General features: G+C 57.3%; 22 protein-coding genes. 9 read left to right on the forward strand and 13 right to left on the reverse strand.

Translation table 11 applies throughout. The features are described from left to right. The first annotated feature begins 262 nt into the window (after window positions 1-262). Window positions 263-1,528, forward strand: a complete 1,266-nt coding sequence (locus tag BS300_RS08745; RefSeq protein WP_071912209.1) for a RidA family protein — start codon at window positions 263-265, stop codon at window positions 1,526-1,528. A gap of 72 nt (window positions 1,529-1,600) precedes the next feature. Here the strand turns inward: BS300_RS08745 and BS300_RS08750 are convergent, their stop codons facing one another. The 3 genes from BS300_RS08750 to BS300_RS08760 form a co-directional block, all read right to left on the reverse strand. Then, window positions 1,601-2,323 (reverse strand): PA1136 family autoinducer-binding transcriptional regulator, encoded by a 723-nt coding sequence (locus tag BS300_RS08750; RefSeq protein ID WP_083593449.1) that lies wholly within the window; start codon window positions 2,321-2,323, stop codon window positions 1,601-1,603. Continuing rightward, a complete protein-coding gene (hchA, locus tag BS300_RS08755; protein ID WP_041208110.1) occupies window positions 2,320-3,183 on the reverse strand; it encodes a glyoxalase III HchA in 864 nt (287 codons plus the stop codon). Before hchA ends, BS300_RS08750 begins: the two co-directional genes overlap by 4 nt. 145 nt (window positions 3,184-3,328) lie before the next feature. Then, window positions 3,329-4,201, reverse strand: a complete 873-nt coding sequence (locus tag BS300_RS08760) for a LysR family transcriptional regulator (RefSeq protein WP_071912213.1) — start codon at window positions 4,199-4,201, stop codon at window positions 3,329-3,331. 134 nt (window positions 4,202-4,335) lie between these two features. On the opposite strand from BS300_RS08760, the gene BS300_RS08765 reads away from it, so the two are divergent. After that, window positions 4,336-5,367, forward strand: coding sequence for an NAD(P)H-quinone oxidoreductase (locus BS300_RS08765; protein ID WP_071912215.1), 1,032 nt, complete (start codon window positions 4,336-4,338; stop codon window positions 5,365-5,367). A gap of 220 nt (window positions 5,368-5,587) precedes the next feature. On the opposite strand, the gene BS300_RS08770 is transcribed toward BS300_RS08765, so the two are convergent. Together BS300_RS08770 and tkt are read right to left on the reverse strand one after the other, a co-directional pair. After that, a complete protein-coding gene (locus tag BS300_RS08770) occupies window positions 5,588-6,394 on the reverse strand; it encodes a HEPN domain-containing protein (protein WP_071912217.1) in 807 nt (268 codons plus the stop codon). Between the two features lie 82 nt (window positions 6,395-6,476). Continuing rightward, complete coding sequence (gene tkt, locus BS300_RS08775) at window positions 6,477-8,468, reverse strand: transketolase (RefSeq protein ID WP_083593451.1); 1,992 nt, start codon at window positions 8,466-8,468, stop codon at window positions 6,477-6,479. A gap of 350 nt (window positions 8,469-8,818) precedes the next feature. Between tkt and metK the strand changes: the two genes are divergently transcribed. The 5 genes from metK (at window position 8,819) to gshB (ending at window position 13,357) form a co-directional block, all read left to right on the forward strand. After that, window positions 8,819-9,970, forward strand: a complete 1,152-nt coding sequence (gene metK, locus BS300_RS08785; RefSeq protein ID WP_041208104.1) for a methionine adenosyltransferase — start codon at window positions 8,819-8,821, stop codon at window positions 9,968-9,970. 68 nt (window positions 9,971-10,038) lie between these two features. After that, window positions 10,039-10,578, forward strand: coding sequence for a SprT family zinc-dependent metalloprotease (locus BS300_RS08790; protein WP_071912221.1), 540 nt, complete (start codon window positions 10,039-10,041; stop codon window positions 10,576-10,578). A gap of 73 nt (window positions 10,579-10,651) precedes the next feature. Continuing rightward, on the forward strand, window positions 10,652-11,356 hold the full coding sequence (locus tag BS300_RS08795) for an endonuclease (protein ID WP_043849340.1): 705 nt from the start codon (window positions 10,652-10,654) through the stop codon (window positions 11,354-11,356). Window positions 11,357-11,475: 119 nt separating this feature from the next. Further along, window positions 11,476-12,207: a 16S rRNA (uracil(1498)-N(3))-methyltransferase gene (gene rsmE / locus BS300_RS08800; protein ID WP_005343824.1), complete on the forward strand. Its 732-nt coding sequence runs from the start codon at window positions 11,476-11,478 to the stop codon at window positions 12,205-12,207. A 196-nt stretch (window positions 12,208-12,403) separates the two neighbouring features. Continuing rightward, window positions 12,404-13,357 carry a glutathione synthase gene (gene gshB / locus BS300_RS08805; RefSeq protein WP_033116072.1) on the forward strand — a complete coding sequence of 318 codons (954 nt, stop codon included), beginning with the start codon at window positions 12,404-12,406 and terminating at the stop codon, window positions 13,355-13,357. A gap of 108 nt (window positions 13,358-13,465) precedes the next feature. Here gshB and BS300_RS08810 read toward each other — a convergent pair whose 3' ends face one another. Beyond that, on the reverse strand, window positions 13,466-15,091 hold the full coding sequence (locus tag BS300_RS08810; protein ID WP_071912223.1) for a methyl-accepting chemotaxis protein: 1,626 nt from the start codon (window positions 15,089-15,091) through the stop codon (window positions 13,466-13,468). 118 nt (window positions 15,092-15,209) lie between these two features. Here BS300_RS08810 and BS300_RS08815 point away from each other — a divergent pair, with 118 nt between their 5' ends. Both BS300_RS08815 and ruvX read left to right on the forward strand, forming a co-directional pair. Next, entirely contained in the window at window positions 15,210-15,764 is a 555-nt protein-coding gene (locus tag BS300_RS08815; protein WP_043849418.1) for a YqgE/AlgH family protein, read from the forward strand. A gap of 37 nt (window positions 15,765-15,801) precedes the next feature. Continuing rightward, complete coding sequence (gene ruvX, locus BS300_RS08820) at window positions 15,802-16,224, forward strand: Holliday junction resolvase RuvX (protein ID WP_033116074.1); 423 nt, start codon at window positions 15,802-15,804, stop codon at window positions 16,222-16,224. A 56-nt stretch (window positions 16,225-16,280) separates the two neighbouring features. Here the strand turns inward: ruvX and dtpB are convergent, their stop codons facing one another. The 7 genes from dtpB to ampC all read right to left on the reverse strand — a co-directional run bounded on the left by dtpB (window position 16,281) and on the right by ampC (window position 24,748). Continuing rightward, the gene (gene dtpB, locus BS300_RS08825) at window positions 16,281-17,786 is read right to left on the reverse strand and encodes a dipeptide/tripeptide permease DtpB (protein WP_071912225.1); all 1,506 of its coding nucleotides are present in this window, start codon (window positions 17,784-17,786) and stop codon (window positions 16,281-16,283) included. 480 nt (window positions 17,787-18,266) lie between these two features. After that, window positions 18,267-19,232, reverse strand: a complete 966-nt coding sequence (gene yidZ, locus BS300_RS08830; RefSeq protein ID WP_071912227.1) for an HTH-type transcriptional regulator YidZ — start codon at window positions 19,230-19,232, stop codon at window positions 18,267-18,269. Between the two features lie 177 nt (window positions 19,233-19,409). Further along, complete coding sequence (locus BS300_RS08835; protein WP_143241748.1) at window positions 19,410-20,357, reverse strand: hypothetical protein; 948 nt, start codon at window positions 20,355-20,357, stop codon at window positions 19,410-19,412. 19 nt (window positions 20,358-20,376) lie between these two features. After that, complete coding sequence (locus BS300_RS08840) at window positions 20,377-20,727, reverse strand: hypothetical protein (RefSeq protein ID WP_133164099.1); 351 nt, start codon at window positions 20,725-20,727, stop codon at window positions 20,377-20,379. 416 nt (window positions 20,728-21,143) lie between these two features. Further along, window positions 21,144-22,115, reverse strand: coding sequence for an HTH-type transcriptional regulator YidZ (gene yidZ, locus BS300_RS08845; RefSeq protein ID WP_041208095.1), 972 nt, complete (start codon window positions 22,113-22,115; stop codon window positions 21,144-21,146). An 18-nt stretch (window positions 22,116-22,133) separates the two neighbouring features. Further along, on the reverse strand, window positions 22,134-23,306 hold the full coding sequence (locus tag BS300_RS08850; protein WP_071912233.1) for an MdtL family multidrug efflux MFS transporter: 1,173 nt from the start codon (window positions 23,304-23,306) through the stop codon (window positions 22,134-22,136). A gap of 293 nt (window positions 23,307-23,599) precedes the next feature. Next, window positions 23,600-24,748: an FOX/MOX family class C beta-lactamase gene (gene ampC, locus BS300_RS08855; RefSeq protein WP_071912235.1), complete on the reverse strand. Its 1,149-nt coding sequence runs from the start codon at window positions 24,746-24,748 to the stop codon at window positions 23,600-23,602. Window positions 24,749-24,946 lie beyond the last annotated feature (198 nt).

Consider the following 24,946-nt stretch of genomic DNA (forward strand, 5'->3'; position numbering starts at 1 on the left):
GCCGCCAGATGCTTCTTATCATCCCTGAATTGATCCGCACCGGAGATATATTTCAGGGCGTTGAGCCATCTCATAGAAACGCGATCCCGGTTTGCATCGCTATTTTGCGGTTCATAGAATCGCGCTTGTCTGAACCCTCTCCCCCTCTGGTGCCGCAATGGTTGCCGGGCGCGTTATATCGCCGCGCTCTGCCCACATTTTTTGTCGCTGGCGGGAGGAACCCCTGACCCCAATAACGATGATTACAACGAGGTGTATCCCAATGAGTGGCACTATTATCAAGTCGGCCCGCAATACCCCCAATGCTCCGCAGCATATCGGCCCCTATACCCAGAGCGTGGCCTTCTCCCACTACAACAATATCTCCGCCCAGCTGCCGGTCGACCCGAAGAGCGGCGCCCTGATCGAGGGTGATATCAAGGCGCAGGCCAGACAGTGCCTCACCAATATCAAGGCCATCGTCGAGAGCATCGACCATGTGATGGACGACGTGGTGAAAGTGACCCTCTTCCTGCAAGAGATGGCTGACCTCGAGGCGGTCAACGAGGTCTATCGCGAGTTCTTCCCGCGCAATCTGCCGACCCGCACCGTGCTGGCCGTGGCGGGTCTGCCGCTGCACGCCAAAGTGCAGATGGATGCGCTCATCTCCAACGGCGAAGGCACCTTCCCGCAAGCTCCGTGCCCGCTGGTGAAGCTCGCCCGCAACAGTGCCCGTGCGCCGCAAGACCCGCTCTCCACCCAGACCGTCGCCTTCTCCCACTACAACAATATCGGTGCCCAGCTGCCGGTTGAGCCCGCATCCGGCGCCCTGATTGGCGGCGGCATTCGCGAGCAGGCGGCCCAGTGTCTGCACAACATCAAGGCGGTGCTGGAGGGGATCGACGTGCCCTTCGACGATATCGTCAAGGTGACCGTCTACCTGACCAATCTGGCCGATCTGGATGCCGTCAACGAGGTCTACACCACCTTCTTCCCCGACTCAGCCATTGCCCGCGCCGCTGCCTATATGCCGGCCCGCAGCGTGATTGCCGCCTCCGCCCTGCCCATGGGTGCGCTGGTGCAGATGGATGCAGTGATCTCCCACGGTGACGGCACCCCGCCGCAACTGGTGGAAGACAGACACAATCTGGTGATCCGCCCGCGCAATACCGACAAGGCACCGCGCAGCCCGCTGCACACCCAGACCGTCGCCTTCTCCCACTACAACCATATCGCCGGTCAGCTGCCGGTTGATCTGGCCACCGGCAAGATCCTGACCGGTTGCGTGCGGGAGCAGACCGCCCAGTGTCTCAACCATATCAAGGCGATTGTGGAGAGCATCGGCCATGTGATGGACGATATCGTCAAGGTCAATATCCAGCTCGCCAATATCGCGGATCTGGCCGAGGTGGATGCCATCTATACCAAATACTTCCCGGCCTACCTGCCGGCCCGCACCGTGATCGCGGTGCGCGAATTGCCCGCCGGCGCACGCATCCAGATGGATGCAGTGATGTCCAATGCGGAAAGTACCCCGCCGCAGGTGTAAGGTTTGCGGAAATAACAAAGAGACCGGCTATATGCCGGTCTCTTTTTACATGCCAGACAAAGGGGTAGCCCCTCAGCCCTCAATATCGCGGTTCCTGATCGCCACTCTGACCGCCTCCGCGGTGGTGGCCACACCGAGTCGACGGCGGGCACTGCGCAGATGGTTCTCGACCGTACGCACCGAGAGCTTCAGGGTGGTGGCGATGTCGGCATGGCGCCAACCCCGGGAGACCCACTCCAGCACTTCGCGCTCGCGCCCAGTGAGGCCACGCTCGTGACCCGCTACCGGCATCTCCATCAGGCGACGAGCTGCATGAAAAGCCGCCGCCGCGATCAGCGCAAGGCCAACCCGAGTGTGGGCACTGGCATCGATCTGATCGCCGCCAAAGCTCATCGCACCCTCCAGTCCCAACGGCCCATAGACGGGTACCTGCAAGCCATGTCGGCCCGGCCCCTCAGGATGGCGAACGATACGGTACTGCTCGCCAGCAGCGCCAATCGTTTTGCTCCAGAAGAAGGGCTGGTCTCGCTCCCTGATATGCATCGCCATCGGGCACTCGCGCATATAGGCATGCAGGTCGACCGCCTCGCCGCTCTCCAGCCACTCCCCCTCCAGCCAGTAGAGATGCTCGACCACCCCCTCCTCGCTGGCGCTGATGGAGAAAAGCGCAAAGCGGTGATACCCCAGCGGAGTGGCAAAGGCGCGCACCAGTTGCTGGATCTCCTCCAGCCGCTGGCACCCTTCCAGCGCCACCGCGACCTGCAGCGCATTCGCTGGCGATGACGACAACCTCATCGTTTGGCAACCGCCTCCAGCAAGGTGGTGGCGGCCAGCTTGCCGAGGTTATTGCCCGCCAGCGGGCTGTCACCGGTCAGCAGATTGCGATCCCGGCACACTTCTCCCGAGATGCCGTTGTTGACGATCTCGAAGCCAATCTCTTTGAGCTTCTCGCCAAACTTCCAGGTGAGGTGGCCCGGCATATAGCCAATTGCCGGGGTCTGGGCATCCAGCTCGTCGGGGAAGGCGCAGATCTTGTAGCCCGCGAAGGTCTCTGGATTGGCCACCGCCAGCAACGCCGCCGGCCCGTGACAGAGGGAGATGATGAAGCGATCGTTGGCCATCGCCCACTCCAGCAGCGCTTTCACCTCGGCACTCTCCGGCAGCCCCATCAGGGCGCCGTGGCCGCCGGGAATAAAGACGCCGATATAGTCGGAGTCGGCGGCCAGCGCCTCTTTCAGCAGATCGGCCAGCTTGGCCGGTTGGCGGAACTGCGCCTGATATTTGCCGTAGAGCCCCAGCACCTCTTCGTCTTCGCCGGGCATGGCCCACCACTCGAACTTGACCGGATTGCCGGAGAGGGTGGCCACATCAAAGGCAAAGCCCGCCTTGTCGAGGTGATACATGGGCAGCAGGGTTTCGACCGGATGGTTGCCGGTGGAAAACAGGGTGCCGTTGTCGGTGGGCAGATAACGCTCATCGGCCCCGATCAGCAGGATCTTCCAGCGCCCCTCCCGATAGGGAGCGGGATAGTCGGCCCCGGCAAGGTCAGATTTGCGCGAGGTGAACTGGCTCAGGGAGTAGGGCGACGGGAAGAAGGCATTCTGCTCTGCCGGATCCGGGGTCGGTTGTTTATCGTCAACAAGCATGTCGGTCATGGGTCAGGCTCCAGTAGTGGTGGACTCGGTCTCACAGTATTGACTGTCAGAGACCAAGTAAATGAGGGTTTTCCCTCAACCGCCATGACTATGGCAAGGGATGTGACAGCGCTGCGACAAAACCTGAACAGAGCGCCCGCCAGACTTAGGCCACTGCGGCAAATGCCCTGACGATGGCATCCATGACCGCCCTAACCCGCGCAGCATGTTGCACATCCTGATGGGTCACCAGCCACACATCGTAGGATTGCTGTAACTGCCGCTCGGGCCAGACCCGCATCAACCCGGCTTGCTCGGCGAGCGGAACCGCCACCTCGCCAAGCCCCAACCCCATCAACAGGGCCTGACGCAGCATCAGGCTGGTATTGACCCCCGCGGCGACCGTGGCCCCCTCGGCCGCCTCTTCGAGCATCATGGGGGATCGCGCGCTCTGCCAGTGGGGCTCATACACCACCAGCGAATGGCCCGCAAAACCGGTGCCCGCTTCGGGAATGCCATGGCGAGCCAGATAGTCGGCGGAGGCATACAACCCGACCGGCCAGGAGGCCAGCTTGCGAATAATCAGGTCGGGATTGTCCGGCTTCACCGTCCGGATCGCGATATCCGCTTCCCGCAGAGACAGATTGACCACCTGGGTCGAGGTATTGAGGATGACCCTGATATCGGGATAACGCTGATGCAGCTCGGTCAGAGCCGGTATCAGGAAATCCATCCCCAGGGTGTCTGTGGTCGCCACGCTGACCTCCCCAACCAGACGGTTGTCGACCCCTTGCGCCGCCCGCACAAAATCAATGGCCGCCAGCTCCATCTGCTGGGCGCTGGCCAGCACGATCTCCCCGACATGGGTCAGCACATACCCTTTGGATGTGCGGAGAAACAGCGTGGCCGCCAGACGATGCTCCAGTGCGGCAATCCGTCTGCCAATGGTGGCCTGATCGACCCCGACCACACGGGCGGCGCCCCTCAGGCTACCTTCCCGATGCAACGCCAGAAAAATTTTCGCATCATCCCAGTTCATCACGACTCCCGGTTGGAATGCATTTTTGCATTACAGGTGAGGGATAATACTGCGTTTATTCATCAGCAATCTCCACTATCTTGGTGCTCATCCCACTCGGGGAACCTCATATCACCTCGTTACAGGAGCCGCTGATGCATAACGCCTATTCCATTCCCGCCACCATGAGCGCGGTAGAAATTACCCAGCCAGGTGGCCCCGATGTCTTGCAACTGACCACCCGCGCCACACCAGCGCCCAAGCCCGATGAGGTTTTGATCCGGCACTATGCGACCGGCATCAATGGGCCGGATGTGATGCAGCGCAAGGGGCTCTACCCGCCTCCGGCAGGGGCATCGGATATTCCCGGGCTGGAGGTCGCCGGGGTCGTGGTCGCCAAGGGGGAGCAGGTGACCCATCTCAAGATTGGCGACAAGGTCGCAGCGCTGATTTCGGGTGGCGGCTATGCCGAGTACAGCGTCGCCCACCAGGGCAATGTCCTGCCCCTGCCGCCCGGATTGAGCTTTGTCGAAGCCGCGGCGCTGCCGGAAACCTTTATGACGGTCTGGTCAAATATGTTTGAACGGGGTCAGTTTAAAAAAGGGGACATTATCTTGATCCATGGCGGTGCCTCCGGTATCGGCACGACCGCCACCATGCTGGCCAAGGCATTTGGCGCCGCCAAAATCATCACCACGGTCGGCTCACCCGAGCAGCAGGCCGCTAGCATCAAGCTGGGCGCGGATGTGGCCGTGCTCTACAAGGAGGAGGATTTTGTCGAGGCAGTGCATGCCGCCACCGATGGCCATGGCGCCGACATCATTCTCGATATCATTGGCGGGGAGTATGTCGCGCGCAACTATGCGGCGGCCGCCATCAATGGCCGCATAGTCCAGATCGGCATTATTGCGGGCGCCGCCCCCAATCTGGATCTGTTTCCCATGCTGCAAAAGCGGCTGACCCATATCGGCTCCACCCTGCGCTCGCGTACTCCGCAGGAAAAAGCCGAGCTGATTGCCCAGCTGCAAACTCATGTCTGGCCATTTATCGAACGCGGCGAGGTCAAACCGCAGGTTTACCAGACCTTCCCGCTGGATGAGGCCGCTGCCGCTCACCATTTGCTGGATTCAGGCCGTCATATCGGCAAGCTGGTATTAACCATGGCGCCCTTGTCATCAGATAAATAAGGCACATAGCAGACTTGGTTGAGGTGAGTGCGGTGATATCCAACGCGGAAAGTACCCCGCCGCAGGCGTAAGGGTTGCAGAAATAAAAAAGAGACCGGCTATATGCCGGTCTCTTTTTTGGTAACAGGAAGGGCATTATTTTTATGGCACAGTCTAAAAGAACGCGAACGTCCGATGACGCTTCGCTAATCGAACCTGCGGGCCAACTCAATCACAATCACTAATTTCTTCGATAATTTTCCGAAATAAAGAAATATCGAAGAAGATGCTGATCTAGCTGTAACGCAATACTTTTTAACAGCTTACTCATCTCCGTCACCTGTTTTATTGACAGTTCTACTGGTTTACCATGCGCAATTTTATTTCTAATCTCACGAGTGTTATGGTATGAGTCAACAACATCATCAGGAATAACCATATGCAGACCATCTTTCAGAACTGATGGAATATCGGCTGATTTCATATTAGAGAGTTTTTGCATGAACATTTGAGCACCATAACTGCCAAACATGTCACTAGGAAAACGGTATTTTATGCTCTCCAACTCCCTTGTCGCTTCAAAGTACCGTTGAGGATTTTTCGATCTACTTGGGATTCTAATTTTTTTCCTCGTTTCTTCAACCTCATCATTTATTGCGTTTTGATAGCCCCTAGCTTTTGCTTTTTTAATAAACTCATCTATTCCTCCATGAAAGGTTAACATTTCTTTTATAACATCAAGAACGTAAGCCTCAAAGAAGCTAAAATTACTAATAAGTATGTACTTAGATAATTTTGCTTTATAACCAACACTAATTTCCTTTAATTGTTCCTTACTTCTCTCTCTTTGAGCATCATCAGGAGCTTCTCTTGCACCATAATGATCTGGAGCTGTTAACTCATCAATTATTCCCTTTTCAAAAAGTCTGATATTTCTTTTTAGTGTTGGCACAGCATGGCAAATTAATATAGAAAATTCGAAGGTTTCTTGTGTTTGCTCCTTCCAACGAGCAAAGGCTTCCGTATGTCGATTAAGTCTTTTATTCATGCGCCTTACTCCCCATCTTTAAAAAATAAAAAAGCGCCTCCCGAAGGAGGCGCTTTTCAGTTCTATACACAGCAATTAGCTATTACAGGGATTCAGCGGTCGCAACCACGTTTTCCACGGTAAAGCCGAATTCCTTAAACAGCAGCTCGGCAGGTGCGGACTCACCGAAGGTGGTCATACCGATGATCTTGCCGCCGAAACCGACGTACTTGTACCAGTAGTCGGCGATGCCGGCTTCGATGGCTACGCGCTTGGTGACGGAGGACGGCAGGACGGACTCTTTGTACTCGGCAGACTGGGCATCGAACACGTCGGTAGACGGCAGAGAGACCACGCGCACGGCACGGCCCTTGGCAGTCAGCTGCTCATAGGCGGCAACGGCCAGTTCCACTTCGGAACCGGTGGCGATCAGGATCAGCTCCGGAGTACCGGCGCAATCCTTCAGCACGTAACCACCCTTGGCGGTGTCGGCCAGCTGCTGGGCAGTACGGTCCATCTGGGCCAGGTTCTGACGAGAGAAGATCAGAGAGGTCGGGCCGTCGGTACGCTCGATGGCGTGTTTCCAGGCGATGGCAGATTCAACCTGGTCACACGGACGCCAGGTGCTCATGTTCGGAGTCAGACGCAGGGAGGCGATCTGCTCAACCGGCTGGTGAGTCGGGCCATCTTCACCCAGACCGATGGAGTCGTGGGTGTAAACAAAGATGGAACGCTGCTTCATCAGAGCGGCCATGCGCAGGGCGTTGCGGGCATACTCCATGAACATCAGGAAGGTGGCGCCGTAGGGGATGAAACCACCGTGCAGGGCGATACCGTTCATGATGGCGGACATGCCGAACTCGCGGACACCGTAGTGGATGTAGTTGCCGGAGGCATCGTCATTGGTCAGGGACTTGGAACCGGACCACATGGTCAGGTTGGACGGAGCCAGGTCAGCGGAGCCACCCATGAATTCCGGCAGCAGCTTGCCGAACGCTTCCAGTGCGTTTTGGGACGCTTTACGGGTTGCGATCTTGGCCGGGTTGGCTTGCAGGGTTTCGATGATCTTGGCGGATTCAGCAGCCCAGTTGGCCGGCAGTTCGCCTGCGGTGCGGCGCTTGAATTCGGCAGCCAGAGTCGGGTGAGCTGCTTCATAGGCGGCGAACTTGGCAGCCCAGTCGGCTTCCAGTTTGGCGCCCTTCTCCTGACCGTTCCACTCGGCAGCGATGTCGGCCGGGATAACGAACGGGGCGTGGTCCCACTTCAGGAAGGCGCGAGCAGCGGCGATCTCGTCGTTGCCCAGCGGTGAACCGTGGCAGTCGTGAGAACCGGATTTGTTCGGGGAACCGTAACCGATGATGGTGCGGCAGCAGATCAGGGTCGGCTTGCCGGTCTCGGCCTTGGCGGCTTCGATGGCAGCGTTGATCGCTTCCGGGTTGTGGCCGTCAACAGCCGGGATAACGTGCCAGCCGTAGGCTTCGAAGCGCTTGACGGTGTCGTCGGTGAACCAGCCTTCTACGTGACCGTCGATGGAGATGCCGTTGTCATCCCAGAACGCGATCAGTTTGCCCAGTTGCAGGGTACCGGCCAGAGAGCAAGCCTCGTGGGAGATACCTTCCATCAGGCAGCCGTCGCCCATGAAGGCGTAGGTGTAGTGGTCAACGATGTCGTGACCCGGCTGGTTGAACTGGTCAGCCATGGCCTTCTCGGCGATCGCCATACCAACGGCGTTGGTGATGCCCTGACCCAGCGGGCCAGTGGTGGTTTCAACGCCCGGCGCGTAACCGTACTCCGGGTGACCCGGGGTGCGAGAGTGCAGCTGGCGGAAGTTTTTCAGATCGTCGATGGAGAGGTCATAACCGGAGAGGTGCAGCAGGGAGTACAGCAGCATGGAGCCGTGGCCGTTGGAGAGGATGAAACGGTCGCGGTCGGCCCACTTGGGGTTGTTCGGGTTATGTCTGAGGTGGCTGCGCCACAATACTTCGGCGATATCCGCCATTCCCATGGGGGCGCCCGGGTGACCGGAGTTGGCTTTTTGAACGGCATCCATACTCAATGCACGAACGGCATTGGCAAGCTCTTTACGAGAAGGCATCTGTATCTCCTGCGATTGCTTCATTTGATGGCCAAGATGTAAGGCGCGTTATTGTCCCAGCAGGGCGCGCGGCGTGCAAATGTTATCTGGACGAATAAAGCCGCTTTGGGAGGACAATCGCTTTTCTTGGCGGCGTTTGACCAGACAGAACAACCGCAAACGTTTGATTTCCATCCCCTTGGGGATAGTAAGGAGCCAATAGTGGCCTTCTTGCGACACAGCGACAAAATAGTGCTGGCAATCGGGGGGGGTGCTAACTAAAATAGACGTCCAGATGTAGATACCTCTACACCGTCCTATTCATCCGGTTATTGCCGTGGCGATAACCCAGACAAGCTGAGATTAAAATCATGGCAAAGCTGTTTACTTCCGAGTCGGTCTCCGAAGGCCATCCCGACAAGATTGCGGACCAGATCTCCGATGCGGTACTGGACGCCATCCTCAAGCAAGATACCAAGGCACGCGTTGCCTGCGAGACCCTGGTCAAGACCGGTATGGTCATGGTGGCCGGTGAAGTAACCACCTCTGCCTGGGTAGACATCGAGCAGATCGTGCGCGATACCGTGCGTGAAATCGGCTACACCCACTCCGACATGGGCTTCGATGCCGACTCCTGCGCCGTGCTGAACGCCATCGGCAAGCAGTCCCCGGATATCAACCAGGGTGTTGACCGCAGCGATCCGCTGGAACAGGGCGCTGGCGACCAGGGCCTGATGTTCGGCTACGCCACCAACGAAACCGACGTGCTGATGCCCGCCCCCATCACCTACTCTCACCTGCTGGTGAAGCGTCAGGCTGAAGTGCGCAAGAACGGCACCCTGCCGTGGCTGCGTCCGGATGCCAAGAGCCAGCTGACCTTCGCCTACGACGACGCAGGCAAGATCATCGGTGTGGATGCCGTGGTTCTCTCTACCCAGCACGCTGAATCCATCAGCCACAAAGATCTGGTTGAAGCGGTACGCGAAGAGATCATCAAGCCGGTACTGCCGGCCGAGTGGGTCAACAAGGACACCAAATACTTCATCAACCCGACCGGCCGTTTCGTTATCGGCGGCCCGATGGGTGACTGCGGTCTGACCGGTCGCAAGATCATCGTCGACACCTACGGCGGCATGGCCCGTCACGGTGGTGGCGCCTTCTCCGGTAAGGATCCGTCCAAGGTTGACCGTTCTGCTGCCTACGCCGCCCGCTACGTTGCCAAAAACATCGTTGCCGCCGGTCTGGCCGATCGCTGTGAAATCCAGATCTCCTACGCCATCGGCGTGGCCGAGCCGACCTCCATCAGCGTGGAAACCTTCGGTACCGCCAAGGTTGCCGAGGATCTGCTGGTCAAGCTGGTACGCGAGCACTTCGAACTGCGCCCGTACGGCCTGATCCAGATGCTGGATCTGAAGCGCCCGATCTACCAGGCTACCGCTGCCTACGGTCACTTCGGTCGCAACGAGTTCCCGTGGGAGCAGACCGACAAGGCCGAACTGCTGCGCTCTGCCGCTGGCCTGTAAGGTTCACGGTTGTGATAAAAGGGGAGCCTGGCTCCCCTTTTGCTTATCCGCCATTTGACGAGAACCCGATGTCTGCCACCCCTACCCGCCTCGACCCCGCCCTGCACCAGCAGCTGCTCGCACGCGTCGATGCCTGCTTTGCACAAGCCGAAGCGCGCCTTGGCCGCACCTTCCCCCGCCCGCAAGTCCATTGCAACATGCGTGGTCGGGCGGCGGGATCGGCGCGGCTGCAAACCTGGGAGCTGCGCTTCAATCCCGCCCTCTGTCAGGCCAACCAGCAGGCGTTTCTGGATGAGGTGGTGCCCCACGAGGTGGCCCATCTGCTGGTCTATGCACTGTGGGGGGAAGGTCGCGGCAGATCGCGGGTGCTACCCCACGGCCGCCAGTGGCAATCGGTGATGCGGGAGGTGTTCGGCCTTGAGCCCAGAACCACCCACAGCTTCGATCTGGCGGTTCTGGCCCAGCGCACCATCCCCTATCGCTGCCTCTGTCAGCAGCATCAGCTGTCGGTACGCCGCCACAACAAGGTGGTGCGCGGCGAAGCCCGCTATCACTGCCGACGCTGCAAGCAGCCGCTGGAGCGGGAACGGCCGGAGCCAGAACAGTAAGCCAGCCGGTGCCGCGCTCTTGTGGTAGGGTGCCCGCCATCGTTCGTCTATCATCCCGTTTGCAAGGAATCCCATGCGTTTCATCTCCTCCCTCGCCCTGACCCTGCTGGCCGGTTTGCCGCTGCTCAGCGCGCCTCTGCACGCCCAGACCTTTCGCGAAGCCAAGCAGGATCTGGTCAAGCTCTACCGCAGCCAGCCAGACGCGACCACCTTCTACTGCGGCTGTGACATCAACTATCAGGGCAAGAAGATGAGCCCGGATCTCGCCAGCTGCGGCTATGAGCCGCGCAAGCAGCCCAAACGCGCCGCCCGCATCGAGTGGGAGCACGTGGTGCCCGCCTGGGAGTTTGGCCACCAGCTGCAGTGCTGGCAGGATGGCGGTCGCAAGAACTGCGAGAAGGTGAGCCCGGAGTTCAACAAGATGGAGGGGGACATGCATAACCTCTTCCCCGCCATCGGCGAGGTGAACGGCGATCGCGCCAACTTCCGCTTCTCCGACTGGAACGGCAAGCCGGATCAGTACGGCCAGTGCCAGATGCTGGTGGATTTCAAGGAGCGCCGGGTGCAGCCGCCCAAGGGGCCGGTACGGGGTCAGATCGCCCGCGCCTACCTCTACATGAGCGAGCAGTATGGGCTGCGTCTGGCAGCGCAACAGCGTAAACTGTTCGAAGCTTGGGATCGCCAGTACCCGGCAGAGGGCTGGGAGTGCGAGCGTAACCGCCGCATCGGCAAGCTGCAGGGCAATACCAATCCCTTTATTGAAAAGCAGTGCCAATAACCCCATTTGACCAGGGAGGGGGATCGCCCCTCCTATCATGAAACTCTTTCCTTCTGCCGCGTGAGCCTTGCTCGCCGCAGGATATGAAGGGTTTCCAAGCAAGAGACTGACTAGCAGACATGCGCATTCCACGTATCTATGAACCGGCCACCCTGCAAGTTGGCCAGACCATCGCCCTGTCGGAAGACGGCGCCAACCATATCGGCCGGGTACTGCGCATGCAGCCGGGCCAGCAGCTCGAGCTGTTCAACGGCGATGGCAATCAATATCCCGCCACCATCGCCAGCGTCGGCAAGAAGTCGGTGGAAGTGACCATCGACAGCTGCGACGTCCAATCGGTGGAGTCACCGCTGGCCATCCACTTGGGTCAGGTGATCAGCCGCGGCGACAAGATGGACTTCACCATCCAGAAATCGGTGGAGCTGGGCGTCACCTGCATCACCCCGCTCTTCTCCGAGCGCTGCGGCGTCAAGCTGCCAGCCGATCGACTGGAGAAGAAGCGCGAGCAGTGGCAGAAGGTGGTGATCAGCGCCTGCGAACAGTGCGGCCGCAACGTGGTGCCCGAGGTGCGTATGCCGATGGAGCTCGACGCCTGGCTCGCGGAAGAGACCAAGGAGCTCAAGCTCAACCTGCACCCGCGCGCCGAGTACAGCATCAACACCCTGCCCGTTCCCGAGCACGGCGTGCGCCTGCTGATTGGCCCGGAAGGGGGATTGTCGAGCGACGAGATCGCCCGTACCGTGCAGGAAGATTTCAAAGAGATGCTGCTGGGGCCGCGGGTGCTGCGCACCGAAACCGCCGCCCTGACCGCGATCACTGCGCTGCAGTGCCGTTTTGGCGATCTCGCTTGAAACCAGTCCAATGTCTTACTGCGAGGTCGTGATCAAGGCTCATGCGCTGCTCGCTTATGTGGAACCAAGAGGCTCACGTATGTCTATACGCTCCGGTTCCTGCGCTGCTCTTTACCTTGCTGACGACCTCTCGTGACAGACTTTGAACAGGTTTTAAGAATCTCACTCGCAATCGAGCCACAAGAAGGATATTCGGATGACCATTAAACTCGGCATCGTGATGGACCCCATCTCGGCCATCAACATCAAGAAAGATTCCAGCTTTGCCATGCTCGAAGAGGCGCAAAAGCGCGGCTATGAGCTCTTCTATCTGGAGATGAAGGATCTCTACATGGAAGCCGGTCGCGCCTTTGGCACCATGCGCCCGCTCACCGTCAAATATGACTACGCCGACTGGTACACGCTGGGCGAGGTGGTGGATCAGCCCCTCTCCAACCTCGATGTGATCCTGATGCGCAAGGATCCGCCGTTCGACACCGAATTTATCTACGCCACCTACATGCTGGAGCGGGCCGAGGATGAGGGTTGCCTTATCGTCAACAAGCCGCAGAGCCTGCGCGACGCCAACGAGAAGCTCTACACCGCCTGGTTTGCCGAGCACACCCCGACCACGCTGGTAACCCGCCGCGCCGACAAGCTGCGCGCCTTCCACGCCCAGCACAAAGACGTGATCCTCAAGCCGCTGGACGGCATGGGCGGCGCCTCCATCTTCCGCATGAAGGAAGATGACGCCAACGTCGGCGTGATTATCGAGACCCTGACCGCCCACGGCAGCCAGTACTGCATGGCGCAGACCTATCTGCCCGCCATCAAGGATGGCGACAAGCGGGTACTGGTGGTGGATGGCGAGCCGGTTCCCTACTGTCTGGCCCGTATTCCGGCGCAAGGCGAAACCCGTGGCAATCTGGCAGCCGGTGGCCGTGGCGAGGCGCGTCCCCTGAGCGAAGCCGACTGGGCCATCGCCCGCGCGGTGGGCCCGACGTTGAAAGAGAAAGGGCTTATCTTCGTCGGCCTCGACATCATCGGCGACCGCCTGACCGAGATTAACGTCACCAGCCCGACCTGCATTCGCGAGATTGAAGCAGCCTTCGACGTGCACATCACCGGCATGCTGATGGATGCCATCGAGCGCCGGCTGGCCAAGGCCTGAGCCCGCCACAGTTAAATTGCTGCTCGATGTAGTGAGCGAGTGTTAATGCAAAGAGGCGGCCCCGGGGCCGCCTCTTCTACTTCATGCCTTGCTCATTGGTATGAAGGCTTAACAACGGAACTGCCCCACCTTCAGCTTGAGATCGCTCGATAGCTGCTCCAGCTCGTGACAACTCTGGTTCATATCGGAGGCAGCTGCCGTCGACTCGGTCGCAATCTGGGCGATATTGACCACGTTGCGGGTGATATCCTCGGCCACCTTGCTCTGCTCCTCGGCGGCGGTGGCGATATGGGTGTTGAGCTCGTTGATCATCTCCACCGAGGTGACGATCTCGCCGAGCGCCTTGCCGCAAGCGAGCACGGTGCGATTGGACTCCTCGACCTGCTCCAGCCCGTGCATCATGCTGTTGGCGGCCTCGCTCGCCCCCTGCTGCAACTTGACGATGGTCTTGCCAATCTCTTCGGTCGAGCGCTGGGTACGCTGGGAGAGTGTACGCACCTCATCCGCCACCACCGCAAAACCGCGCCCCTGATCCCCGGCCCGCGCCGCTTCGATGGCGGCGTTGAGCGCCAGCAGGTTGGTCTGCTCGGCAATGCCGCGAATGGCATCCATCACGCTGCTGATATCGCGGCTGTCATCGGCCAGCTGGGTGATCATCGCCGCCGTACTCTGGATATGGGAAGAGAGGGAGGACATGTGCTGGATGGCATCTTCCACCACCTCATGACCGTGGCGGGCACTCTGATCGGCCACCCTGGCCGCATCTGCAGCCCCGGACGAGCTGTTGGCCACCTCGGCCACGGTCGCGCTCATCTGGTTCATGGCCGTCGCGCTCTGATCGGTCTCGGCCTGCTGCTGGGCAAAGCGCTGGCGGCTCTCCATCCCGATATGAGCAAGACGAGCGGACTCCTTGGCAAGGTGCTCCGCCATCTCGTTGATCTGGTTAATCAAACCGCGGAAGTGGCTGATCACCTGATTAAGCGATTGGGCCAGCGCCCCCATCTCGTCCTTACGCAATACCGGCGCCTGTTGGCTCAGATCGAGCTCGGCCTGCATGCCGCGCAGCACCTGACTCATTGCCGCCAGCGGCTGACTCACGCTGCGGCCGGCCCACATGCCGAAGAAGAGCACGCAACCGCCCCCGATCAGAAACAGCAGGAGAAAGAGCTGGAAGAGGCGATCCTTGAGCCGGGTCAGCTCGGTCATACTCTGTTCGGCAGCGGTAAGCTGATACTGCACCAGAGCGCTGACCGCATCGCTGAGGGGGTCGATGGCACCATAGAGGGGCATGATCCGGGCACCAAGATTCGCGCGTACCTCGTCCGGCCCGCCATCAAGCACCTGCAATACGGCGGCAATCTGCGGATCGGCCGCAGCGAAGAGCATCTGCACCCGATCCGCCTCCTGCGTCTCCCCCTGATCCATCGCCATGTTGCGGTAATTCTGCCAGCTCTGGGTGACATCATGCTGAGCCTGCATGATGGCCGCTTTCGCCTTCTCCGGCGTAAAGCCGCCCACATTGGCCTTGTTGGTGGCATCAATGACGTTGACGGCGTAGAGATCGGCAATGTGCTTGAGCTCTTTCAGTTGCACCACCTCCCCCTGATACATAGCGTTCATGCCTGCCATCAGCTGGGACATCGCCTGGGTTGCCCCCACCAGCAAGGCCAACAGTGCCAGCAGAGGCACCACACAACCCAGAATCAACTTCTGCCTGATTGAAATCCCTTCCATGGTTTTCTCTCCCTACCCGGATAAATGGCGGGCCGGCACGCCTTCGATAAAAAGCGGTTTTGCCCACAGAGTCGAGCTGCCATAATTGCCGCAAATACCTTTGCAATATCTGGCCCATATGCAAACACTGCAAAATCACTTTCTTCTTGCCATGCCAAGCCTCTCGGACCCCTATTTCGAGCGTTCGCTGGTCTACTTGTGCGAACACAACGAAGAGGGCGCCATGGGGCTGGTCGTCAACATCCCGGTCGACATGTCCGTTGAGGCCATGCTGACCCAGCTCAAGCTCACGCCCCCGACCGTTGCGGAACTCAAGCAGCCGGTGGTGCAAGGGGGGCCGGTGCACGCCGATCGTGGCTTTGTACTGCACAGCTTCCGCCCCGGTTTCGGCTCAACGATGCAGGTGGGGGACGAAATGATGGTGACCACTTCAAAGGATATACTGGAAACCCTGGGTACGAGTGAGGCTCCCGATCATTGGCTGGTGGCGCTTGGTTACGCTGGCTGGAGTGCCGGACAGCTGGAACAGGAGCTGGTTGATGGCGCCTGGCTGGTGATCCCGCCCAATCCTGACCTTATCTTCAAAACCCCTATCCACAAGCGGTGGCAGCAAGCTGCCGCCAGCATCGGGGTTAATCCGATCCATCTCTCCAGCGACGTCGGCCACAGCTGAGCCGCTGGCGAACCCCGTTTTATTTCGAGGATTTTTCATGTCATCACGCAGCATCATGGGCTTTGACTACGGCACCAAGAGCATTGGCGTTGCCATTGGCCAGGAGCTGACCGGCACTGCCCGTCCCTTGCGCGCCCTCAAGGCCAATGACGGCATCCCCAACTGGGACGAAATCGAGAAGCTGCTCAAGGAGTGGCAACCGGATCTGCTCATTGTCGGCCTTCCCCTGAACATGGATGGCACCGATCAGGAGATCACGGTTCGTGCCCGCAAGTTCGGCAACCGCCTGCACGGTCGCTTCGGCAAACCGGTCGAGTTCAAGGATGAGCGGCTCACCACCACGGACGCCCGTGCCCGCCTCTTCGAACAGGGTGGATATCGCGCGCTGGAGAAGGGCAGCGTGGACGGCGTATCGGCGCAGCTGATCGTCGAAGCCTGGATGGAAGAGCAGTACAACTAAGCCATCAACAGCAAGGCAGGGGGTGTGCCCCTGCCTTGTTTGCATCTATCTCCCCGTCACGCCTGTGACTGCGGCGCCAGCAACCCCTCTTCCTCCTGCGGTGCGGCATTCATCATCCGGTTCAGCCAGGGCACCATCATGCCCATCACCACGGCGATAATCAGGGTCGCTATCCCAATCTTGCCAAACACGCCGGTATAGATGGGCAAAGTCAGCAGCGGATCCGTGACCCCTTGCGGTACGGCGGTGAAGGTGGCGACATAGCCCCCGAGCAGCGATGCCATCGCCTGGGTCAGGAACCACATCCCGAGGATAAAGCCCATCAGGCGTTGCGGCACCAGTGCAGCCACCATGGCCAGACCCAGCGCACTGATCATCAGCTCGCCGATGCTCTGGAACAGGTAAATAAGCACCATAAACCAGGGCGAGGTGAGCCCCTGCTCATCGGCAAACCACCAGCCGGAAGCTGCGGCAGTCAGAAAACCGAGCGAGCAGAAGAACATCCCGAGGGTAAATTTGAGCGGCATGGTGAGATCCCGCCCCTTGCTGCCCATCCGGGTATAGATCACCGCCAGCACCGGGCTACCCACTACCACCCAGAAGGGGTTGAGCGCCTGGAAGCTGACCGGGTTGACGCTCATGCCCAGCATCTCATGATGCATGTTGTTGATGGCAAAGAAGTTCAGTGAAGTCGGCATCTGGGCGTACAGCACATAGAAGAGCACCGCCTCCAGCATCAGCACGAAGGCCACATACATCTTGTTGCGACCCACGGTGTCGAGCTTGAACGCCTCGCGAAAAAAGACAATTACCACGGCGATAGTCACCGTCATCAGCACCATGTTGGCGATCACCACGTGGTGCATCAACCAGGCACAGAAGAAGACCATGACAACCGAGCCAGCCAATACCATCAGCAACTTGCCGTAGTTGAGGGGCAGATGATCCGGCTCGGAGCCAATGTCTTTCACCATATTGCGGCAGGCAAAGAAGGTGAGCAGCGCAATCACCAACCCGACACCGCAGAGGTTGTAGGTGACGGTATAGCCGTAGTGATCGGCAATGACCGGAGCCAGCGACAGGGAGATAAGCGAGCCGATATTGATCGACATGTAGAAGAGGGTAAAGGCCCCATCCAGCCGCGGATCCTTCGGGGCATAACATTTGGAGAGCAGACTGGCCGGGTTGGCCTTGAACAGGCAGTTGCCGACCGCGATGGTACCGAGCGCATAGAAAATCAGGTCAGGATTGTAAATCGACATGCCGGTCATGAAATAGCCGATAACCAGTACAACCGCCCCCAACACCATGGTGCGCTTGGTCCCGAGAATATGGTCGCCAACATAACCACCGATCGAGATAAGGCCATACACCAGCGCCGAGAAAGCGCCGAAGGTGATAAACGACTGCTCCTGGGAAAAACCCAGTTGCTGTACAAAGAAAACTGCCAGGATCCCCTGCACGCCGTAATAACCGAAGCGCTCCCAGAGTTCGACAAAAAATATCATGAAGAAGGGTTTGGGCTGTTGTAACAACCCGGTCGGTGCTGTTGCTGGACGCATAGTAACCTGCCTTGATAGCTGCTTATTGTTATTAATCTGATGGCGGTGAGCCCATGAAATGAAATACCTGCCAAGCCACCCGACTGCGACCTTGCCCTGTGCCGGCAAGCCGCCGCTCGATATCTGGCAACAGATGTTTCATTCGTCATCTTCAAGGTGCTAAGTGGGGCAAGAAGCGACACTGATGCACCGCAAAGGGGCGAGCAGAAATAAGGGGGCACGCCCCGTCATTTCAAGGTGAGGCATGTTATGTCACTGGCAATTAACTGACTTAATGGTTGATCACACTTTAAAACCCAACTTTCATGATGTTTTCTAATGAAACAGGATTACAAATTCTCTTGCAAAGAGTGTCACTCGAGACGTGATTTATCTTCAATTCTGTGTATTGAACGACAGCAAATGGCTCTCTGCACAGCCATCGCAGACTCAGGACAACTGGCAGGCACAAAAAAGCCGGCGCAGATCCGCCGGCTGAATTCAGGTAGCCCCCCGGGCTGGCGCTCGCTGATAGAGCCGCCTTATCTCCTGCAGTAACCACTGAACCTTTGAGTCCTGATTATGCCGCTTGTGCCAAAGCAGGATAAAAGTGAGTTCCAGCTTGCTGTAGAGGCGCTCGGGCAGAGGTAGCGGCAAGGTAACGAGATTGGGATGATATTTGGCCGCAAACGCGGTGCAGTAGGAGGGCGCAACCGCAATAAGCTCCTGCTGCGACTGGGCTGCCATATACAGCGCCTGCTCGAAGCTGGATACCATCACGGATACATTTCGCTTGAGCCCTTCATCCTCCAGCAACATATCCAGACTCCATGTCTCTTTGACCTCCAGCACCACGCTGCAATGGGAACAGGCCAAAAAGTTCTCCAGCGACCACAGTTGCCGAAGCAGCGGATGATCTCTGCGCAGGAAGACTACGGGCCTGTCGCAAAAGAGCTCTTCATGATCGATGTAGTAGGGAAGATTACCCAGTTTGAGCAGAGAGCGGTCGTAACTTTCGCGCACACAGACACCCAAATCTGCGTCGCCATTGACAAGGTCGCCAAGGGAATGGCGATTCCATGCCAGCATCTTGACTATCGAGTTGGGGTACTTCTCATGAATTTTGATGGGCAGGTCACTGAGTAGATAGAAAGGGGATTGCACCATCAGACTGAAGCGAGCCCCATCGGGGATAGCATCACGATTAAGCGAGGCGATCACCCCGGTAAGCTGGAACCAGAGTTCCAGCTCATCCCCCAACGTCAAGGCAAGATTGGTAGGTTGCAACCCCCTGCGCCCTCTCACAAAAAGCGGATCGGCAAACCACTCCCGCAACTTGGCCAATCCCTTGCTCACCGTGGAAGGCGTAACATTGAGCAGCTTGGCCGCACCGGCCACACTGCGCTCAGCCAGCAGGTATTTGAAAAGCACCAGCAGATTCAAATCAAGATCTTTGAGCGCACGCATATCTCTTCTCGTCAGGCATTAGCCATAGCTGCCTTGATACAATAGCGGCCCGTCATAACGCTTGCCATCGCAGCGTAATGACGGGCCGATAGAATGGCTTGCCGTTGAACCTCAACAGCAAGAGACTAATTCCCGCACTGCCATCAATCTGATTTGTGATGATGACCCAAACTTTGCCTAGCTCTTTGGCACCACAAAGAAGAGACCTTCCAGATTCGGGAAACCAATCACCAGCATCTCTGTCCCCCCGTCATTTTTAAAGGTTGCTATATAAGCGACCACACCATCCCTGGCCTTGGCTAACGCTTCGTTATTGTAGTAATCATTAGGCGTCCAGTTAGCCCCCTTTGCCGGGTCAAACTGGCATTGTTCAAATCCACTAAAATATATTATGTCACGACGAGAGCGTGGTACATTATTACGGCCAAATAATGTACATCCGGCAGCAGGCAACTCCAGGGTAACTGTCACCATATCCCCATTGCGGGTAGTCTCTACATTCCCCAGCATATCGGTTGCAAGCCCATTATTGGGATGCCAGCTGGCTGTATTAACAAGGCTGGTTTCTATCGGTGTTAACTTTATTTTACCAGACCAGTTGGCATAACTGGCCGTCCCAATCAAAGATAAATCAAGCCCATTAGTGGCCTTTTTCACCTCATCAACCATGCTCAACTTATTGGATGCAATAGATATTTTTTGCCTGCTCTGTTCGACTGATGGTGCGCTATGACTTCTGCTCACCCTATTCAAAACCAGCTCGCCCGGCACCTTGGTTACTTGATTAAAACCAGTAAACCATGAACTAAATATTTGACCGTCGTCCACCATAACTTGCCAATTATATTTCTGTCTTGACCCAAAGTTATAGTTTAAAGCTAAACCTGCCAAACCTAATGTACTATCACTATTTATTAGTTCAGACTTATAAAAAATGGCCGACTTGGGATCGATGTTTTTAACATCGTGGGGGGTTATTTTACCATCGATGTTGACCAATTGTTGCGGAGTGTCTGGATTACTCTGCTTTACTACAGTGACTTTGGATTCGTCGGAGCCACCGCCACAACCATACAAGGCCCCCACACAGCTCACAACCAACAATATACTCTTCAGTTTCATCACACCTTGTCTCCTCTCTTTGTCATCCTGCGCAATCAATTCTTGTCGTACGAGGCGCATACAGGCCTGCGCTCAAACTGCCAAACACAGAGTCCCAAAATCCCCGTTTTGTCTCTATCTGCACGACATTTTCAACACCATGACAAATAGCTGCCGCATCAATTTTGTCATTTAGACCGAAGTCGACATCAGAAAAGAAAAAATGGCTGGTAATCTCTTCTGAATGGATAATCGCACCTTTATTAAGTGCAATAGTCTGTGAGCCATCAGAGTGAACAGTATTCTTGGCACAGCCACAGAGTAATACGGTCAATAAACTGGTGACCGTTATAGTTTTGCAATTAATCATATAAACAACCTTTTTCAGTTCCACTCACCAACTACATCGAACCTTTACTGCTATAACCAAGGGATCAAATAGAGCTTCTCTGGTATAAATAAAAGTCGTAATGATTTACTTCATGAGAGTTCAAATACTAATAGACGCTCCCCTGAATAAACATCCAGATGCAAAACAGGGTAATAATGTCAAAAAAGTCAATATTATTAATGTTGTAATTACTGCGTAGCCTCTGGCATACACAGAAAACAATATTTTCAGTGCAATGCAGAGGCGTTTATTATAAGTGGCAGTATCTAACAGAGGGAGGTATAGAGTCTATAGCAAAACAGGAAGTCAGAACGTTCCATTACGGAATCAGTGTTAAGATAATGTATCAATATAAATACATTTTTATCAGTATCAGCTATTCAGCGCGCATAAAAAAACCGGAGCAAACGCTCCGGTTTTTATCCATTCGATTGTTCCGACTCGCGATTGTAGAGCCGCCTTATCTCGTTGCGCAGCCACATTACCTTGGCATCCTGATTGTGCCGCTTGTGCCAGAGCAGGATAAAAGCGATCTCCAGCTGCTGATAGAGTTTCTCCGGCAGTGGCAAGGGCATGGCAATCAGGTTGGCATGGTGCCTGGCCGCATACCCCCCGCAGTAGGAGGGCGCCACCGCGATAAGCTCGTGACTAGACTGGGCGGCAATATGCAGCGCCTGCTCGAAGCTGGAGACCATGATGGGCACCTCCCGCTTCAGCCCCTCGTCCTCCAACAGACTATCAAGAGCCCAGGTATCATTCGCTTCCCACACCATGCTGACCTGGGGACAAGCCAGAAAATTCTCCAACGACCACTTCTGCTGCAGCAGGGGGTGATCCTTACGCAGAAAAGCGACTGGACGATCGCTGAACAACACTTCGTGATCGATGTAATAGGGCAGCCGGTTTACCTTGGCCCGGGAGCGGGAATAGGTCTCCCGGGCACAAAAACCGAGATCGGCATCGCCATTGACGATGTCGTTGAGCGAGTGATGATCCCAACCCAGCATCCTGACAACCGAGTTGGGATACTTTTCGTAGATGGTCATCGGCAGATCGCTCAGGAAGCTGATGTAGAAGGGGGACTCCATCACCAGACTGAAGCGGGCACCATCAGGGATCGCCTCGCTGTTGAGCGAGGTGATGCTGTCGGTCAGCTGATACCAGACCTTGAGCTCCTCTTCCAGCGTCAGGGAGAGATTGGTCGGCTGCAGCCCCTGTCGTACCCGGACAAAGAGGGGATCGTCAAACCACTCCCGCAGCTTGGCCAGCGCCTTGCTAACCGCCGACGGGGTGACGCAGAGCCTCTTGGCTGCACCGGCGACACTGCGCTCCTGCATCAGATACTTGAAGACAATCAGCAGGTTCAGATCGAGCTCAACCAACGTACGCATATCCCTCCTCATTCCCGTTTATCCCCGCGATTGCGCTTCGCGAACAGCAAGCCATGGTACCAGCCCTTTCACTCCCAGGTAACTGAGCAACGTCAGCAGCAGGGAGCAGAAAAGCATAGCCAGCGGGGAAAAGCCCAACTGCCCCGTCAACCAAATATAGAGACCGGACAAGCTGATCTGCATGACGCAGAGCACCGCACTGGCGAAGGCCACATTGTGCTGGCAGCCATCCAGCGCTTTTCCCATGGCCACCCCGAAGCCGCAGGAGAAGCCGACACAGACCAGTGCAAAGCCGGCCAGCAGCAGCGTGACATCATTGCCCCGCAACCAGCTGCCCAGCAGCAGGCATGCCGCCAGCAGGTAGGCAAGGTGGGAGAGTGCCAGCACTCGCTGCTTGCCCAACCAACGCAACAGCAGTGGCGTCAGGAAGGAGGTCGACATGCTCACTCCTGCCATCACCATCATGACGACGGAGTACTGCTCGGGGGAGAACCCATACTCCTGCATCAGGATCAGGGGAGAAACGCTGACGTAGACCAGAATGGCGGTCACGCTGGTGCTGGTCAGCAGCGAAATCAGCATAAAGCGCGGGGAGCGCAACAAGGCAAATGGCAAACCTCCAGCGCTCTCCTGCCTGTTTGCCGGCCGGGTCTCCTTGAGCATCAAGAAGTTGATCAGACCGGTCAATGCCGCCACCAGAGCCATCGTGACGAAGATCCCCTGCCATTGAAAACGGGAGAGGATGAGGTAGCCCAACACCGGCGCCAGTACCGGAATGACGCAGATAACCCCGTTGATCATGGAGAGTGCCATCGCCAGCCGCTCTTCGCTCAGCACATCCCGTAACACGGTAAAAGTCATGATATAGAGTGCCCCCGCCCCGACCCCCTGCCAGAATCGCCCCAGATAAAACTGGGTGACATCGGTTGAATGGGCTGCCACCAGCGAGGCGGCAAGAAAGATGATGGCACCACCCAGCACCACAGGGCGACGGCCATAACGATCGGCAATCATGCCTCCCAGCAGGACTGTCGCAGCCATGCCAAAGAGATAGATGGAAAAGGCGGTGTGGATCTGCGCCTCATTGGCCTGCAGGCTCTCGGCAATCCGGGGGACGGCGACCAGATAGAGATCGATGCCGACCGGATAGAGGATGATCATCAGGAAGGCGCACAGCAGAAAAGTTTTCATGGAGGCTCCGTAACAGAAATCTGGCCCTGTTCTGCCAAAAGCGCGGCAAACAGCAGGCAAGCAAGTGACTATGCGGAGCACTATAGGGGGGGCCTACCACCACACCTAGTGAAGAGATGGCGATCGATACATTCCAAAATGGAAATATTGTTTCTGCCAATGTGCGATTAAGGCAACTGAATGGACAAGCCGCCGGGCAGAAGAGAACTATGAGCTGAGTAAAAATAAACGCGATAAAAAGTGCGCCGGGCAATCCCGGCGCACTTGCTTACGGTAAAACGCTATCCCCGTGATCAGTCGGCCAGCTTGCTCAAAATGGCGTAAGCCGCCTTGACCCGGGCATCATTGGGATAGTTGCGGTTGGCCAGCATGACGATGCCAATCCCCTTGGCCGGGACAAAGGCAACATAGGCACCAAAGCCGTTGGTCGAGCCGGTCTTGTTGTAGAGTCGCGCCCCCCCCGTCTCTTGGGACGCGGCAACAGGTTTGACCGGGTTGGCATTGTAAATCACCGCCGAGGAGTTGCCCGCCAGCAGCGTCTGCTCGCTGACGGGATAGGCGTAACTCTCCCAGCCCAGTCCCTGGGTCATCTCGCCTACCGAGTAGCGCCCTTGGTGGGTCAGGGAGATGGCCTGCTGCAACGCCTTGTCATCAACCCCGCTGATATTGGCCTTCACGAAGGCGAGCAGATCCGCCGAGCTGGTCTTGATGCCGTAGGCCTCGTCGGCCAGCATGCCGGGATTGACCCTGATGGGCTTGTCCTCTTTCGAATAGCCATAGGCGTAGTCCCCCATGGCCTGCTTCGGCACCTCGAGATAGGTGTGGTGCATACCCAGCCCAGGCAGCAGGGTCTGCCCCATCAAGCGGGCAAATGGCTGCTGCAGGCTGCTCGCCGCCAGATAGCCGAACAGACCGATGCTGGGGTTGGAGTACTCCCGTTTGGTACCGGCGGCAAAGAGCGGCGTCCACTGGCGGTAGTAGGCTTGCATCTTCTCTGCCGAGTCGACCTCATCGGGGAACTGCAGGGGCAAGCCGCCTGCGCTGTAGGTGGCGAGCTCGGCCATGGTGATGCCATCAAAGGCGGAGCCCTTGAGCCAGGGCGCGTACCGGCTCACCTTGTCATCGAGCTTGAAGCCCCCCTTGACCACGGCGTAGGCGCCGAGGGTGGAGGTATAGGTCTTGCTGACCGAGCCAATCTCGAACAGGGTCTGCTCGCTGACGCGCTGACCGCTCTCCCGGTTGGCAACGCCATAGTTGAAGTAGTGGGCCTTGCCATCTTTCAGTACGGCAACCGCCATTCCCGGGATCCGGTACTCCTTGAGCACGGGTTGAATGGTGCCGTCCACGATGGTAGCGAGCGGAACATCCTGCGCGGCAGAAGCGAATGAAGAGATCAGCAGGGAACCCAGCGTCAGCAGTGAGAGAGTTGTTGGTTGTTTCATGACATCTGTCTTGTGGTGAGTTGAGAAGTGCATCATAAGGACGCTTGGTGAGCTGAGAGTGAACAACTGTGAAGTCGGTGTGAAGTCATTGAAAAAATGGCAATTTCAATGGTTTTACGGCGTACTGAGCCCCCCCCTGAGCGACTGGCGTATAAGCTGTAGGTGCCAAAAGAGAGAAGCAAGATACGGACAAGGCGA

Source organism: Aeromonas sp. SCS5 (assembly GCF_001887375.1).
GTDB classification, from domain to species: domain Bacteria; phylum Pseudomonadota; class Gammaproteobacteria; order Enterobacterales; family Aeromonadaceae; genus Aeromonas; species Aeromonas jandaei.

Coding starts and splice junctions, on each gene's coding strand:
- BS300_RS08745 (WP_071912209.1), top strand. CDS start 263: ATGAGTGGCACTATTATCAAGTCGGCCCGCAATACCCCCAATGCTCCG.
- BS300_RS08750 (WP_083593449.1), bottom strand. CDS start 2,323: ATGAGGTTGTCGTCATCGCCAGCGAATGCGCTGCAGGTCGCGGTGGCG.
- hchA (WP_041208110.1), bottom strand. CDS start 3,183: ATGACCGACATGCTTGTTGACGATAAACAACCGACCCCGGATCCGGCA.
- BS300_RS08760 (WP_071912213.1), bottom strand. CDS start 4,201: ATGAACTGGGATGATGCGAAAATTTTTCTGGCGTTGCATCGGGAAGGT.
- BS300_RS08765 (WP_071912215.1), top strand. CDS start 4,336: ATGCATAACGCCTATTCCATTCCCGCCACCATGAGCGCGGTAGAAATT.
- BS300_RS08770 (WP_071912217.1), bottom strand. CDS start 6,394: ATGAATAAAAGACTTAATCGACATACGGAAGCCTTTGCTCGTTGGAAG.
- tkt (WP_083593451.1), bottom strand. CDS start 8,468: ATGCCTTCTCGTAAAGAGCTTGCCAATGCCGTTCGTGCATTGAGTATG.
- metK (WP_041208104.1), top strand. CDS start 8,819: ATGGCAAAGCTGTTTACTTCCGAGTCGGTCTCCGAAGGCCATCCCGAC.
- BS300_RS08790 (WP_071912221.1), top strand. CDS start 10,039: ATGTCTGCCACCCCTACCCGCCTCGACCCCGCCCTGCACCAGCAGCTG.
- BS300_RS08795 (WP_043849340.1), top strand. CDS start 10,652: ATGCGTTTCATCTCCTCCCTCGCCCTGACCCTGCTGGCCGGTTTGCCG.
- rsmE (WP_005343824.1), top strand. CDS start 11,476: ATGCGCATTCCACGTATCTATGAACCGGCCACCCTGCAAGTTGGCCAG.
- gshB (WP_033116072.1), top strand. CDS start 12,404: ATGACCATTAAACTCGGCATCGTGATGGACCCCATCTCGGCCATCAAC.
- BS300_RS08810 (WP_071912223.1), bottom strand. CDS start 15,091: ATGGAAGGGATTTCAATCAGGCAGAAGTTGATTCTGGGTTGTGTGGTG.
- BS300_RS08815 (WP_043849418.1), top strand. CDS start 15,210: ATGCAAACACTGCAAAATCACTTTCTTCTTGCCATGCCAAGCCTCTCG.
- ruvX (WP_033116074.1), top strand. CDS start 15,802: ATGTCATCACGCAGCATCATGGGCTTTGACTACGGCACCAAGAGCATT.
- dtpB (WP_071912225.1), bottom strand. CDS start 17,786: ATGCGTCCAGCAACAGCACCGACCGGGTTGTTACAACAGCCCAAACCC.
- yidZ (WP_071912227.1), bottom strand. CDS start 19,232: ATGCGTGCGCTCAAAGATCTTGATTTGAATCTGCTGGTGCTTTTCAAA.
- yidZ (WP_041208095.1), bottom strand. CDS start 22,115: ATGCGTACGTTGGTTGAGCTCGATCTGAACCTGCTGATTGTCTTCAAG.
- BS300_RS08850 (WP_071912233.1), bottom strand. CDS start 23,306: ATGAAAACTTTTCTGCTGTGCGCCTTCCTGATGATCATCCTCTATCCG.
- ampC (WP_071912235.1), bottom strand. CDS start 24,748: ATGAAACAACCAACAACTCTCTCACTGCTGACGCTGGGTTCCCTGCTG.